General features: G+C 55.2%; 11 protein-coding genes. 6 read left to right on the plus strand and 5 right to left on the minus strand.

The genetic code is table 11. The features are described from left to right. Nucleotides 1-83 precede the first annotated feature (83 nt). Entirely contained in the window at nucleotides 84-620 is a 537-nt protein-coding gene (locus ABVF61_RS03115; protein WP_353992065.1) for a hypothetical protein, read from the plus strand. 120 nt (nucleotides 621-740) lie between these two features. Further along, nucleotides 741-1424: an HAD family hydrolase gene (locus ABVF61_RS03120; RefSeq protein WP_353992066.1), complete on the plus strand. Its 684-nt coding sequence runs from the start codon at nucleotides 741-743 to the stop codon at nucleotides 1422-1424. On the opposite strand, the gene ABVF61_RS03125 is transcribed toward ABVF61_RS03120, so the two are convergent. After that, entirely contained in the window at nucleotides 1404-2276 is an 873-nt protein-coding gene (locus ABVF61_RS03125) for a LysR family transcriptional regulator (protein WP_353992067.1), read from the minus strand. The two genes, ABVF61_RS03120 and ABVF61_RS03125, sit on opposite strands and share 21 nt — an antisense overlap. A 97-nt stretch (nucleotides 2277-2373) precedes the next feature. Between ABVF61_RS03125 and ABVF61_RS03130 the strand changes: the two genes are divergently transcribed. Together ABVF61_RS03130 and ABVF61_RS03135 are read left to right on the plus strand one after the other, a co-directional pair. Continuing rightward, nucleotides 2374-2991: a LysE family translocator gene (locus ABVF61_RS03130; protein WP_353992068.1), complete on the plus strand. Its 618-nt coding sequence runs from the start codon at nucleotides 2374-2376 to the stop codon at nucleotides 2989-2991. A gap of 197 nt (nucleotides 2992-3188) precedes the next feature. Beyond that, entirely contained in the window at nucleotides 3189-3602 is a 414-nt protein-coding gene (locus ABVF61_RS03135) for a hypothetical protein (protein WP_353992069.1), read from the plus strand. A gap of 79 nt (nucleotides 3603-3681) precedes the next feature. On the opposite strand, the gene ABVF61_RS03140 is transcribed toward ABVF61_RS03135, so the two are convergent. Continuing rightward, nucleotides 3682-7797, minus strand: coding sequence for a cadherin-like domain-containing protein (locus tag ABVF61_RS03140; protein WP_353992070.1), 4116 nt, complete (start codon nucleotides 7795-7797; stop codon nucleotides 3682-3684). A 567-nt stretch (nucleotides 7798-8364) separates the two neighbouring features. On the opposite strand from ABVF61_RS03140, the gene ABVF61_RS03145 reads away from it, so the two are divergent. Beyond that, on the plus strand, nucleotides 8365-9582 hold the full coding sequence (locus ABVF61_RS03145; protein ID WP_353992071.1) for an NADP-dependent isocitrate dehydrogenase: 1218 nt from the start codon (nucleotides 8365-8367) through the stop codon (nucleotides 9580-9582). A gap of 51 nt (nucleotides 9583-9633) precedes the next feature. Here ABVF61_RS03145 and ABVF61_RS03150 read toward each other — a convergent pair whose 3' ends face one another. Both ABVF61_RS03150 and ABVF61_RS03155 read right to left on the minus strand, forming a co-directional pair. Further along, nucleotides 9634-9987 (minus strand): hypothetical protein, encoded by a 354-nt coding sequence (locus ABVF61_RS03150; RefSeq protein ID WP_353992072.1) that lies wholly within the window; start codon nucleotides 9985-9987, stop codon nucleotides 9634-9636. 84 nt (nucleotides 9988-10071) lie between these two features. Next, the gene (locus ABVF61_RS03155) at nucleotides 10072-11619 is read right to left on the minus strand and encodes a S8 family serine peptidase (RefSeq protein ID WP_353992073.1); all 1548 of its coding nucleotides are present in this window, start codon (nucleotides 11617-11619) and stop codon (nucleotides 10072-10074) included. A 599-nt stretch (nucleotides 11620-12218) separates the two neighbouring features. Between ABVF61_RS03155 and ABVF61_RS03160 the strand changes: the two genes are divergently transcribed. Further along, on the plus strand, nucleotides 12219-12857 hold the full coding sequence (locus ABVF61_RS03160; RefSeq protein ID WP_353992074.1) for a glutathione S-transferase family protein: 639 nt from the start codon (nucleotides 12219-12221) through the stop codon (nucleotides 12855-12857). A 3-nt stretch (nucleotides 12858-12860) separates the two neighbouring features. On the opposite strand, the gene ABVF61_RS03165 is transcribed toward ABVF61_RS03160, so the two are convergent. Beyond that, nucleotides 12861-13556 (minus strand): aspartate/glutamate racemase family protein, encoded by a 696-nt coding sequence (locus ABVF61_RS03165; protein ID WP_353992075.1) that lies wholly within the window; start codon nucleotides 13554-13556, stop codon nucleotides 12861-12863. Nucleotides 13557-13566 lie beyond the last annotated feature (10 nt).

Genomic DNA, 13566 nt, shown 5'->3' on the forward strand with positions numbered 1-13566 from the left:
GTTACTCACCCTGAAGCCAAAAGTTCTCTCGCGCGGCCTCCAAACCGCGCGATTGGAACTGGCAATGCAGGTGGCAGGAAACAGTGTCTCGAAGCAAACGTTTGAAAACAGGACTGGTGGTTGCTGCACTATCCTTCTGTGCACCTCTATGGCTTTTTTGGCAACTGGACAAACTTGAAAAAAGCAGCCGATTTGTCGACTATATGCCGGCGCATATCGAACCCGTTGGAGTGTTAATGCGCCAGGCCCGTATTGGCTCGTTTCATGCGTTGATTGCGGACGCGTGCGGTATAAACGCAATCTACATTTCAGATGGATCCGCCAGGAAAATCGCCAATGAAGGTCTTGAATTTCTGAACTCCAACTTGATGCCGCGAAAAAAAACCGGCAGCAGAGCGCGAGCCTTCGAACCTTGGAACGAAATGACCTATATGCGCAAAGCTCATTTCGGAGAAACGCTCGTAGCATCAGTATTTTCGTGCGCGGGCAAAAGCGGCGTCCCGGCGCGCAAAATCAAGAAGGGTTTGATGAGTGGAAAGGGTTTCGTATCAGGTAACGGCGGCAATCACTATTACGTCTTTCCAGACCAAAAACTGTTCGTGCAGGTTTTCTTCTACTAGGCTTGCCCTCCTGAGATAATTGCTATTGCCGCAGCGCGCAGTGTTCATAAAGAGACGTTGAAACCGGCAATAGACTTCCCGGGGCTGTTCCGAACCGGCATCACTTAAGGATTTCATGAATTGAATGCGGACATTCAAGCCTTCCTGTTCGACAAGGACGGCACGCTGCTCGACTTTGACGCCACGTGGACACCAGCTTATGAGGAAGCGGCCAGATTTGCTTCACGATGCGTAATGTCCGATGCAAATCGTTTTCTGGAAATGTCTGGACTGGATCTGAAGACCCGCAAATCAGCAGCAGGCAACTCCGAAGAGATCGCAGAGGCCTGGATTGCAGCTGGCGCGGACTTTGATCTTGCCGATCTGACCGGACACCTCGACCAGATTTTTGTGGCCAGCATGCACCAAGCAAAACCGCTGACCGGCATCCGCGAGACAGTGGACTGGCTACTTGATCACGGTTATCGAATTGGCGTCGCCTCCAGTGACAGCGAAGCAGCAATCAGAGCCTTTCTCAACGGGTCCGGACTGGCTCCGAAATTCGAGTTTGTTACAGGCTATGACAGCGGGCACGGCCCGAAACCGGAACCTGGCATGGTTCTCGGCTTCGCAAGTGCAATCGATCTCCCACCGGCCAAGATAGCCGTCGTCGGAGACAACATGCATGATATCGACATGGCGATGGCCGCCGGAGCCGGGCTGACGATCGGCGTTCTGACGGGGACCAGCGCGCGTGAAGATCTTGAAGCACATGCGGATATCATTTTGCAAAGTGCATCCGACCTACCCCAATGTCTCTCCTAGCCAGGTCAACAACGCTTTTTCCACCCGCCCTTGAGGCGATGAGCGCTCGGACAAAAGCACATAGAGGCTTCCATCTCTTCTGAAGCCCAATGGCGCAGCAAGAAGACCGTTTTCAACATCGTCGTGAACCTGCCGCTTCGGCCCGATTGCCACGCCAAGGCCCGCAACGGCGGCTTGCAGGCTGAAATAGAAGTGCTCAAAGCTCTGCCCAGTGGCTTCAGCCCGCCGGGTGCCGGTCAATTCGAACCATTGCGCCCAGGCTTGCGGCCGCGTGCGCGTGTGTAGACACAGAGCGTTCGGCTTCAATTGACCGTTTTCGAAAAACAACTCCACAAGGTCGGCGCGGCAGACTGGCCCGATTTCCTCATCGAACAATTCAGTGGTCCGATACCGGTTCGGAATGCTGAAATCGTTTCGCCTGATCGCAAACTGAATGTTGGCATCGAGACGGACCGGGCCACCACCGGCAACCAATTGCAGAGTGATATCAGGAAAACGTTCCTGGAAATCCGGAAGTCTCGGGATCAGATACCGCATCAGCAACGTCGGTTCGCAGGAAAGCGTCACCGGCACGCCGGCTTCGCTTTGTCTGATATCCGCAATGGCCTGTTCGATCCGGGCAAAGCCCTCGTCCACCGCGCGGGCCAACCGTCGGCCGTTCTCTGTCAGAAAAACTCTCCGGTTGCGCCTTTCAAACAAAGCAGCACCAAGGTCGTCCTCCAGCAGTCTCACAGCCCGGCTCACCGCACCATGCGTCAGATTCAATTGATCGGCTGCTGCGCTGAAGCTTTCAAGCTCAGCAGCGGCCCGAAAACAAGTCAAAGAAGGCAACGACGTGATTGGCTGACGCATCTGTCAGTTTTAATCACAAATCCAGTGAGAAGTCATCGTTAGTGAAAGTCAAATATTGACGCTAGTGACAGTTCGGGTCGAAACCGGAGGCGCATCCATGACCGAGCTGCTTGCTGTTGTCACCATTACGATTTTTGCCGTCATCAGCCCGGGGCCGGATTTCGCAATTGTCAGCCGAAACAGCCTTTTGACGAACCGGCAGACGGGAGCGCTGACCGCGATCGGCATCGCACTCGGCGTCTTCGTCCATGTTGGATACACGCTTTTGGGGGTCGGAATACTTATCCGGCAGTCGCCGGTGCTTTTGGAGGTCCTCAGATTTGCAGGAGCGCTTTATCTCGTCTGGCTGGGACTGACGCTGATCCTGTCCCGTGGCAAACGCGAGGAAAGCGAACAGCCGGAGCGCGGCATGTCTGCCATGGAAGCCCTGCGAATGGGTTTCCTGACCAACGCCTTGAACCCCAAGACATCCGTTTTCATCATCAGTCTCTTTCTTCAAGTAGTTAGCCCGGCAACGCCGCTTGCAATTCAGATTGCCTATGGGCTGTTCATATCACTGACACACGGGATCTGGTTTTCGCTTGTCGCAGTCTTCTTTTCGGCAAAGACAATGCAACGCATCTTTGCAGCGGCACGCCATCTGATCGATCGCATATTCGGGACCATACTGGTCGGCTTCGGTGCTGCGTTGGTGGTCACTGGTCTTGGGGTTTGAGGCGGCAGTCAGGCTGTGGCCGATTGCTCAAGAAAAGCCTGCTGCCGGTCGTGACCCGCCTGCAAACAACAACCTCTTCCGGGCAGTTTCCCCAATAGAAAGGCCCAGCCACTCCAAACACCATGGTATCAGACCGACGCTGGCATCATCTGCCTGAAGCGCGTATCGTCCGCAGTGCCAACCAATAAGAGGCCGAAATGAATTCAGCAAAAGCTCTACTCTGTCACATTTCATTCGCTATTCTTTTTCTGCTCCTGACAAGTCAGGCTAACGCCACACACAACATGTTCTGTAGCGGCATTGATTCCGATGCAGACGTTACGATCCTGTTTGGAGCCGGTCCGGTCCTGGCGCCTCTGGAAGCCGACATCTATTTTGATGGGAAAGCCATTTCCACCCGGGGGCGCGAAAATGCCGAAGACGCTACGATCGTTCAGTTTTCAGCAGATGATGAACACCTTCGCATGCAACTGATAAACGACCAGGCCGACACGCTGCTTGCGACGGTGAGAGTGTTGCGGCACTTCAACGATGTTGAAGAGCCCGTCCAAATCGGTCTGCTGCAGTTCGGCGCTTCAACACCGGTCGGCATCACCTGCGAGGGGCCGTAGCGGCCCCTTGCCGGAAGGAGGCACTCGGGTGCGGCTTTATGAATGCGCCCCGGTGCTGATCTGATCAGGTGAAAGGCGCTTAGACGAGCAGCGTCATGTCATCCAGGATCACGCCATGGTTGGATCGCACGACGACTTCATCAACTTCGTTGAATTTCGAATCCGTCAAAGCCAGCTTTTTCTCCCGGTTTGCACGAACACCGAAGTCTTCACTGCCGACAAGCTCGCCATCCAGATAGCCTTCGACCGTCAGCGTGACCTTGCCGCGGCCCAATGCGGTAAAGACGGCTTCTTCAAAGTCGAAACTTTCACCATCTGCGCGGGAAAACGAGAGGCTGTCGCCGTAACTCCGGCCGGCAAGTTCACCTTCCGAAACACCACGATTGCGGCCGGTCACGTACGTGTCGGCAAAGACAAATTCGTCTTCTTCATCGAACCAGTCGCAAAGCGACCCTTCTTCGAAGCCGATATGCGTTTCAACCGGCGCGGTGCCTTCGCCATCAATCGTGATGGTGACCTCTGCGGTATCGACTCCGCCATTGCCATCCGAAACCTCGTAGACAAAGGCATCTGTCGCGCTGTCGCCGTCATAAAGACCGTTAAATGCCCCGTTCGGGTCGTAGGTAAACGTCCCGTCGCTCGCGAACGTGACAATCGCGCCGGAAGCCAGGACGGCTACACCTCCGCTCTGCCCCGCAAGTGAAAGGAGCGAGACGCCCTCTCCGTCCGGATCCCGGTCATTGCTCAGGAGATTCCCGCCAACAGTTGCGTCTTCGCTGGTCGCATAGGCATCGTCGGCGGCGTTCGGGTCTTCGTTTCCGCCGGCAGATCCTGACTGATACGTCACAAGGGCAAGGTCATCCACGTAGAACGGCTTGTCCCGCCGGCTGCTGACAACAATTTCGTCGACACCGTCGAAACGATCGTCAAGTTCAAGCTCAAACGCGTCTTTGGAATTGATACGTACCTTCATCGATCCGACCAGAACGCCGTCGTCAAAGGCTTCAAGCTTGATGCGCGCACGGCGCGTTTCCGACTGAAGCAGCAGGCTGTCCAGATCGAAATCCTCGCCACCGGCACTGATCGTAAAGCCGGACGTTGCCCCGGAAAGGCTTCCGGCCAATTGACCGCTCGTCGTGACGTCGACACCCGTAAGCGATATCCCCATCTCACCGGTGTAAGCGCCCGGCGCAAGGCCTTCGAAATCGATCACAACCGGCTTCTCCACAACCGGTTCGGGACCGGGCAGCGGATCGGCAACAGGATCACTTATGCCATCGATGGTCAGAGTAACGGTCGCGGTATCAAAACCGCCTTTGCCGTCTGAAACCTGATAGGTGAAACTGTCATTTCCTGTCTCACCGGACTCAAGCGCCTCAAACGCACCGTTCTGGTCGTACAAGAACGTGCCGTCCGCATTCACCGTCAGCAGTGCACCGGACTCCAGCACGATCTGCGACCCCACCGAGGCGGCGGAGCCGTTCACCGAGGCGACCGTCAAACCGTCGCCATCAGCATCCGTATCGTTGGCGAGCAGGTTCTGACCTGTCAGCAACCCGTCTTCATCGACAGTGTAGCTGTCGTCTGCAGAGACTGGCGCTGTGTTGTCGTGCGAGCCCTCAATGGTGATCGTGACCGTTGCCGGTTCGGAATTCCCCTCACCGTCTGTGGCGACGTAGGTGAACGTCTCTTCCGCGCTCTCTTCGTCGCCGAGATAGTCGAAGGCACCGTTCTGATCGTATGAGAATGTACCGTCCGCGTTGACCGTCAGCAACGCGCCGGACTCCAGCACGATCTGCGACCCCACCGAGGCGGCAGAGCCGTTCACCGAGGCAACCGTCAAACCGTCGCCATCAGCATCCGTATCGTTGGCGAGCAGGTTCTGACCTGTCAGCATCCCGTCTTCATCGACAGTGTAGCTTTCGTCTGCAGAGACTGGCGCTGTGTTGTCGTGCGAGCCCTCAATGGTGATCGTGACCGTTGCCGGTTCGGAATTCCCCTCACCGTCTGTGGCGACGTAGGTGAACGTCTCTTCCGCGCTCTCTTCGTCGCCGAGATAGTCGTAGGCACCGTTCTGATCGTAAGAGAACGTGCCGTCCGCGTTGACCGTCAGCAACGCGCCGGACTCCAGCACGATCTGCGACCCGACCGAGGCGGCCGAACCGTTCACCGAGGCAACCGTCAATCCATCGCCGTCGGCATCCGTGTCGTTCGCCAGTATGTTCTGACCGGTCAGCAAGCCGTCTTCATCGACGAAATAACTATCGTTTTCCGCCTCGGGATCGGCGTTCGGCGTCGCCGTAAGTGAATCAACAATTTCCTGATAGCTGACTGTCTGGTCGGAGAACCCGAGCGCTTCAACAGTGAACTCGACGAGGTCCACGGCGACATTGATGACTTGCAGGAACGAACCGCTGATGGCGAAGCTGTAGTCGGCGAAATTGCCCTCAAAGAGGACCGAATCCGTCCCGGCTCCGCCCAGATAGGTATCGGACCCTTCACTGTTGTGGAATGTATCGTTGCCGCCATTTCCGGTCAGGATGTTGTTTGCACTATTACCGTAGAACGTTTCGGAGCCCGATCCCCCGATCGCGTTTTCGATGATCGTTCCCTCGGCAATCGTCAGGTTGCCGGTTCTGCCGCCGATGCTGGACGCGGAGGGTCCTGAGGACTGACTGTCGCTTGGAGCCAGATTGATCACCGAATTGTTGCCGTAGCCGGACAGGTCCAGCGTGTCGATACCGCCGCTATCCACGATTGTGGACGCCGTCTTGTTGGCATAGCTCGACCATTGTGCCCAGATATCGCTGACATCTGATGTGACCGTCGTGTTGAAGCCCCAGGTCGTATTCTCGGTGAAAGCGTTCGAAACACCATAGCCCTGTGAGCCGTAAATCGCGTCCAGCGCCATCCAGTCGACGGACATGGGTGTTTGCAGCAGAGCCCCAGACGCATCGACATTCGTATTCTCGCTCTGACTGAAGTAGGACATCATCGATGCCTGCCAGCTGTCATTTGCAAAATCGTTGCTGACGCCGAACGTTGCCGAACCGTTGTAGTTGCCCTGGTGACCCAGGCCGAGGGCGTGACCGATTTCGTGGAAGATCGTTTGCAGCGTATAGTCGTTGTAGGTCGACGTACCACCTGACCAGGAACTGGCAACATTCACATAGCTGGCTGCAATCGTGCCGTTGCTGTAGTAGCTGTAATTGGCCCAGGCACCCGAAGAGTTGTCGCTGAAAAAGAAGTCGACTTCCGACGTGTTCGTTGACGTCGTTTCCTCAAAGTCGATCCCCAGCGTCGCCTCAAACAGCTTGAACGCTTCGCGGACAAGCACCTTGCGCTCCTCGGAGATGCCGTTGCTGTCGGACGAATAGCCGGAAACATTATAATAGAGGACGCCGTTGTTTGCGTCTGTTCCGGAACTGCCGAGGTTATGGGAAAGCGTTCCTTCTGAATTGGAAACATTGAGGCCCTTGTCCGCCCAGTATCCACTGGTGAGATATTCTGCCATGTCCCCAAGCGTAGCGGCAGCCCCACTTGTTCCTGACGAACTGGTTCCAGCCTCGGCCTCCATTTTCAGGGTGACGCTGTCTTCCTCCCGAGCCCCGCATCCAGGACACGGACAGGCCTGATCGTGCAGAACAACACCGTCTTCGCCGACAACCGGGGCGAAGGCTTCGAAAGTCGGGGCCGCGCTGCCTTCCGAGCTTTCCGCCGGTACCGTTTTTTCATCCTGAGGTACCGGCTCTCGCAGATCCACCGGTTCTATAGAAACCGGAGCCGGCGCATCGGCAACGGTCACTCCGGCCTCGGCGTTGTCACCACTGCTGCTTTCAAAGAGCGAATCCAGAAGTGCCTTTATCGGGCTGACGCCATCCGCTTCACTCTGCAGCTCACCGGCTTCGGTTTCTTCGATACCGTTTTCGCGAGCGCCGTTACCGGCTTCGAAACTAATGTCTTCATCGGACAGCAGAGGTTTCCATGAAGGCGTTGCTCCCAAAAACTGCGTCCAACGCGCACCAAGAGAACCACCACCAGAAACATCGGGCCCATCTGGGTCACCGGCTGACAAGCCTTGTGAGAGCTCGGATTGCCACTGGCCTGATTTGAATTTGGCTGCAAACGGTGATGCGAATGCCGCTTTTTTGATGGTCGGACCGTTTTTCAATCCAAAGGAAAATGCCGGATGCATGGAACCTCTCAAAACAGGTGTCTCCCGATGCGCTCAACACGGAAACGTGGCGGACTCCGGCTACTCTGAGTCACCCATTCAAAATACTCCACCAATCAAAGGTATATAAAGGCCAGAACTGCAAAGTATAATTTTTTAAAATTTGAATCTAATCTATCTATTTTACAAAATTATCATAATTAACTAAAAGTAAAATTTGGATATCAATCTAGACGCGACACTTCAAAGCCTTTGAAACAAGTGCATTTTCAAACCAAAGCACCAGTAAATTTACCGATGAATAAGGCTAGATATCCAGGTTCGCAGACGCAGCCTAGTTGAAACGTCTGCCGGAACCGCACGGAAAAAAGTGAGAAAATCGTTCGATTTTCATCTCTTGGATGCGTGATCTGGACAGGATTACGGCTTCCGTGCAGTGGCTTAAGCAAAAAGCAAACCCGAAAAGCTTCGTATTGCCTGGGTGGATTTTATTGCATACAAGCGCACACAATTGTTTTCCGGTACAACTCGTCCCGTGAGATGACCTACACCTGTTCCCGCAGCTAATTTCGTGAGGTAAACCCGTCCATGGCAAAGATCAAAGTCGAAAATCCGGTCGTCGAACTCGATGGCGATGAGATGACGCGCATCATCTGGGCCTTCATCAAGGACAAGCTGATCCATCCCTACCTCGATATTGACCTTCTTTATTACGATCTGTCGATCGAAAAGCGGGACGAGACGGATGACCAGATCACGGTCGACGCAGCCAATGCGATCAAAGAGCACGGCGTCGGCATCAAATGCGCCACCATCACACCCGATGAAGCTCGCGTTGAGGAATTCGGTCTGAAGCGCATGTACCGGTCCCCGAACGGTACGATCCGCAACATTCTGGGTGGCGTCATCTTCCGCGAGCCAATCATCATGCAGAACGTCCCCCGCCTGGTACCTGGCTGGACACAGCCGATTATCGTGGGCCGGCACGCCTTCGGTGATCAGTACCGGGCAACAGATTTCACATTTCCAGGCAAGGGTAAGCTGACGATCAAGTTTGTCGGCGAAGACGGAACCGAAATTGAACGGGACGTTTTTGACGCGCCCTCCTCCGGCGTTGCGATGGCGATGTACAATCTGGACGATTCCATTCGCGACTTCGCGCACGCCTCAATGAACTACGCGCTTCAACGAAAGGTCCCCTGTTACCTTTCCACGAAGAATACGATCCTCAAGGCTTATGACGGACGCTTCAAGGACATCTTTCAGGAGGTCTACGATGCGGAGTTCAAGGACAAGTTTGCTGATGCAGGCATATGGTACGAGCACCGTTTGATCGACGATATGGTCGCCTCCGCACTCAAATGGTCCGGCGGCTACGTCTGGGCGTGCAAGAACTATGACGGTGACGTGCAATCCGATACGGTCGCCCAAGGGTTCGGGTCACTCGGCCTGATGACGTCCGTGCTGATGACCCCGGACGGCAGGACTGTGGAAGCTGAAGCCGCCCACGGAACGGTCACACGGCACTACCGGCAGCACCAGAACGGCGAAAGCACATCGACCAACTCCATTGCCTCCATCTACGCCTGGACGCGCGGACTGGCGCACCGGGCGAAACTGGATGGCAACGACAAGCTCGCACGGTTCGCAAAGACCTTGGAGAGCGTCTGCGTCAGTACGGTGGAGTCCGGCTACATGACGAAGGATCTCGCGCTTCTGGTCGGTCCCGATCAGGGCTGGCTCACGACGACCGGTTTTCTCGACAAAATTGATGAAAACCTGGCGAAGGCGATGGCGGATCTGTAACAAAATATGCGTCCCGTCGTTGCGCACGGGGCGCCCGCAGGCTGTGCCTTTTTAGAAAAAGGTTGGCCCGGGCGGCACGATCACGTCCGCCACATAGGGTTTGATCTCATCCGGCACTTGCGTCGCGTGGGCGGCAACGCCAGCGGCTTCTGCCCCCACTTCCAGGCCAAAAACGTCAATGAACGTTTGACGGGAGCCTTCGATGGAAAGTGTCGTTCCGTCATTTCCGGCGATACGAAATCCAAGCGCTTCCAGCGCCTTGGCAGCCGCAGCAACTGTATCTTCCGGGACCCTGTATTTGTCGAGCACACTGGCGGTGACGGATTCCTGAACATCCAGGATGGAAGTTCCGTCCGCTCGTTTCAGTACGACCTGGGCACCATAGGTCACGTTGTCGTCCGTCATTGGTCTCTGCCTTCAAGACGATCTACAGGGAGCGGGCATGCGCGCGAACGCCCATGCCCTCATTCATTCAAACTTCTCCAAGTTTTACCGCGAACGCAAGGTATCAATCATGTCATCGATGAATTCCTTGGAGAATTCCGGCATGGAACCGGACGACACCATCGCCAGCTGCTTCTCCCGGGTCGCATTGAAGAATGTCGCAGCGACATCGCCCATCGTGTTGATGTAAGCCCACTTTGCATCCGCAAGCCCGGCACCTGTGGCAAGGTCGGGTCCGCTTGTGGCCGTGTGCCCCATCTGCGTTGTGCCTTTCTTGACGTCGCGGGCGCTCTTTACCAGCTTGTCCTTGACCTGCGCCGGCGTCAGTGCCCCATCCTTTTCCAGGATCAGTGCGCAAATGCCAGCGATCTGCGGGCAGGCTGCAGACGTGCCTGAGAACAGCCCCCACCCGTCTGTGTTCGAGCCGGTCGAGGGTGCGATGGCGTCCAGCGACGCGCCCGACTGAACCGGCAACATGATACTGGGCGCTTTGGTGCCGCCGATGTTCACTCCCTTGCCGGTCAGGCCGCAAAGATCAGGAACCTGCCGTCCCGGATACCAGGTCGAATTGAAGCTGGAAGCGTAGCTGGAGGCTTCAAGATCATTTTCGTCCGGCAGATTGACGTGAACGCCGCCGACGGAAATCACGTCCGGATGGCTGCCCGGAAAACCAAAGTGACCGTTCCCGGCCGAGAAGCACACAACAACACCTTGTGAAACGGCGTTGGCAACAGCTGCTTCAAGTGGTTTCAGCCAATTGGGGATCGTCGTTCCGGGCTGGTCGACGCTGTAACCCCAACTGTTGGTCAGAATGTGCGGTTTCGGATTGGCATTCAGCGACGCGTTGATTGCCCCAACCGTATCATTGCCCATCTTCGTCATGCGCAACTTGCAGTCGGGCGCGCAAGCGAAAACGTTCGCGCTTTCCCCGGTTCCGTGCCCATTGGCATCGTCCGCCGGATCGGATGCACCCGGCGCCAGTATTGTGGACAGGAGCCTGTAACCGCGTGAACTGAAGAACGGATGCCGGTAGTGCCCGGTGTCGAGCATTCCAACGACGATGTTCTTGCCGGTAACACCAAGCCGGTGCACCCTTGCAGCCCGCAAGACCACCGCAACACCGTCAGGAACCATCATGTAGGGATAGGCATCCTTATGCACTGGCGCGAGTGGCGGGATCGGATGCGTCGCGAAATAGGTTGGCGGCCGTGCAACCACAGCGCCTTCGATCAAGGAACTGAATTCATCTGGTGCATTCATCAAAGCCGCTTCCGGCTCTTCGCTTGTCGCCATGAATTCAACGGTCGTCGCCGGCCGGATCTCTGCCTTTTGCTTGGTCAGTTTTGCTCCGAAGAAGTCCTTGAACAGCTTTGCCGTCCCGCCGATCGAAATGGTGGTTTCGTTCGAGGCATCCTCGAAGACGTGAAATCCGGCCCGGCTAAGCGCTTTTTTCGCATCTCTCGTATCAGAAGGATCGGAATTGAATTGTTTTACATTATCACTAGTGATCGCTTCCTCTGCGTCAAATAAAGAAGTCGGGCCGAGTGAGCGAGGCGAGACCGTCGCGATTACCTCATATTCTCCACTACTCATGATTAATCTCCCTAGAAAAGTCATTTTTCCATGAAAAATACATCCAGCCTTAAATTTGGCCGGGGGTACAATTATTAACGGTATCAGAGAGCTCTAGAATCAATAATGAATAAAAGTATTAATCGGAAATAATTTTCTCCGATCAACCCTTCTATTATTCATTTTTATGAAGAAATATACACCTTCAATACACGGAATAATTTATATTTTACATCGAATTTATTCAGACAGAAAAAAAGAATTGTATTTCTGCGATAGTAACTCCTTAAAACCATACAACCTTTGAAAATACGCCGATTTGTCCCCTTTGAGACTCCAGTTTTGACTGACCGCAGCACTCAAAAAACGCGCCCGAAGGATCATAGTTAAAATTGTCAATGAACCTTTGGTCGCCGCACTAACGCTGAAAGACCTCGGCAGTGTTGATTTGCGCCGCCTCAATGCAAAAAACCGACGGTTTGAATGACGGGGTGCCGGAATTGCGATTGTCGTGGTCAGGGTCACAGCATGCAGCACAGATCTCAATTACGATGGAAACGGAAAACACGGCCCTCAACGCGACTGCGGGATCAAGATCGAGAACGCGAGAAAGGATCACGATGATCGAAGTTTACGGCGCAGACTATTCGGTTTACGTCCGATCTGTCCGGATTGCGCTTGAAGAAAAAGGGCTCTCATACCGTCTTGTGCCGGTCGATATATTTGCTCCCGGCGGTCCGTCTGACGATTATCTGGAGATGCAGCCCTTCGGCAAGATACCGGTTCTGAAATCAGATGATTTCACACTCTATGAGACCGATGCCATCTTGCGCTTTCTGGACGAAACCTGCCCCGCGCCTGCCCTGCAGCCGGCAGATCCGCGCAAACGCGCAAGAATGAACCAGATCCTGTCCATCTTGAACGCCTATGCCTACAGGACGCTTGTCTGGGAGGTTTTCGTCGAGCGTGTGGTCAAGCCAAGCGACGGGACTGCCGCGGACGAAGTGAGGATCCTGTCTGCGCTTGGCCCTGCGCGAAAGATCGTGAGCGAGCTGGAACACCTGTCGGAGGCGAGCCCCTTTCTTTTGGGATCGCAGCCAAGTCTTGCCGACTGTCATGCGGCTCCGATGTTTCACCTGTTTCAAAAAGCAGAAGAAGGTCAGATGATCCTGAAAGGAGCACCCAAACTCAGCGCCTGGCTTGAACAGTTCACACAGCGCGACAGCTTCCGGAACACCGAGCCCAAGTCGCCGGAATAAAGGTCAACCATCCAGCGCAAAGTCGAGCGCTGCCTTAGCGTGGAGCGCAGTGGTATCAAAGGCCGGTATGGAGAAGTCCTGCTGCGAGACAAGAAGACCGATTTCCGTACATCCGAAAATCACGCCATCCGCGCCGGCCTGCAGTTCCTGTTCGACAACTTCGAGAAAGGTCTGTTTTGAATCGGCCCAGATTTCGCCCTTGCAAAGCTCCTCATAGATGATGCGGTGAATTTCCTCGCGCGCGTCAGATGGCGGCACACGTACCGTGACACCATGATTTTCGTGCAGATGGCCTTTATAGAAATCCTGCTGCATGGTGTAGGCGGTGGCCAGTAGAAGAGGTTCTTGGCACCCTGCTTCCTGGATCGCGGGGGCCGTAGCATCAGCGATATGCAGGAGCGGGATACCGATTTCAGCACCAACGTCGTCAGCCACCTTGTGCATGGTGTTGGTGCAAATGACGAGACAGTCCGCACCGCCACGCTCCAGGTTCTTCGCGGCAGCCACCATCAACTCGGCTGCCTTGCCCCATTCGCCCGATGCCTGTGCCGCCTCGATTTCAGCAAAGTCGAATGACCACAGCAGGCATTTTGCCGAGTGCAGACCTCCCAGCCGTTCGCGGACCATGCGGTTTAGATACTTGTAGTAGATGACGGTGCTTTCCCAGCTCATCCCGCCCAGCAGACCAATGGTTTTCATGCTAGCCTTT

Origin of the sequence: Roseibium sp. HPY-6 (genome assembly GCF_040530035.1) — a bacterium.
Taxonomy (GTDB): Bacteria; Pseudomonadota; Alphaproteobacteria; order Rhizobiales; family Stappiaceae; genus Roseibium.

What these genes read in the sequence shown, in the direction of transcription:
- ABVF61_RS03125 (WP_353992067.1), bottom strand. Translation starts at nt 2,276, where the DNA reads ATGCGTCAGCCAATCACGTCGTTGCCTTCTTTGACTTGTTTTCGGGCC.
- ABVF61_RS03130 (WP_353992068.1), top strand. Translation starts at nt 2,374, where the DNA reads ATGACCGAGCTGCTTGCTGTTGTCACCATTACGATTTTTGCCGTCATC.
- ABVF61_RS03135 (WP_353992069.1), top strand. Translation starts at nt 3,189, where the DNA reads ATGAATTCAGCAAAAGCTCTACTCTGTCACATTTCATTCGCTATTCTT.
- ABVF61_RS03140 (WP_353992070.1), bottom strand. Translation starts at nt 7,797, where the DNA reads ATGCATCCGGCATTTTCCTTTGGATTGAAAAACGGTCCGACCATCAAA.
- ABVF61_RS03145 (WP_353992071.1), top strand. Translation starts at nt 8,365, where the DNA reads ATGGCAAAGATCAAAGTCGAAAATCCGGTCGTCGAACTCGATGGCGAT.
- ABVF61_RS03150 (WP_353992072.1), bottom strand. Translation starts at nt 9,987, where the DNA reads ATGACGGACGACAACGTGACCTATGGTGCCCAGGTCGTACTGAAACGA.
- ABVF61_RS03155 (WP_353992073.1), bottom strand. Translation starts at nt 11,619, where the DNA reads ATGAGTAGTGGAGAATATGAGGTAATCGCGACGGTCTCGCCTCGCTCA.
- ABVF61_RS03160 (WP_353992074.1), top strand. Translation starts at nt 12,219, where the DNA reads ATGATCGAAGTTTACGGCGCAGACTATTCGGTTTACGTCCGATCTGTC.
- ABVF61_RS03165 (WP_353992075.1), bottom strand. Translation starts at nt 13,556, where the DNA reads ATGAAAACCATTGGTCTGCTGGGCGGGATGAGCTGGGAAAGCACCGTC.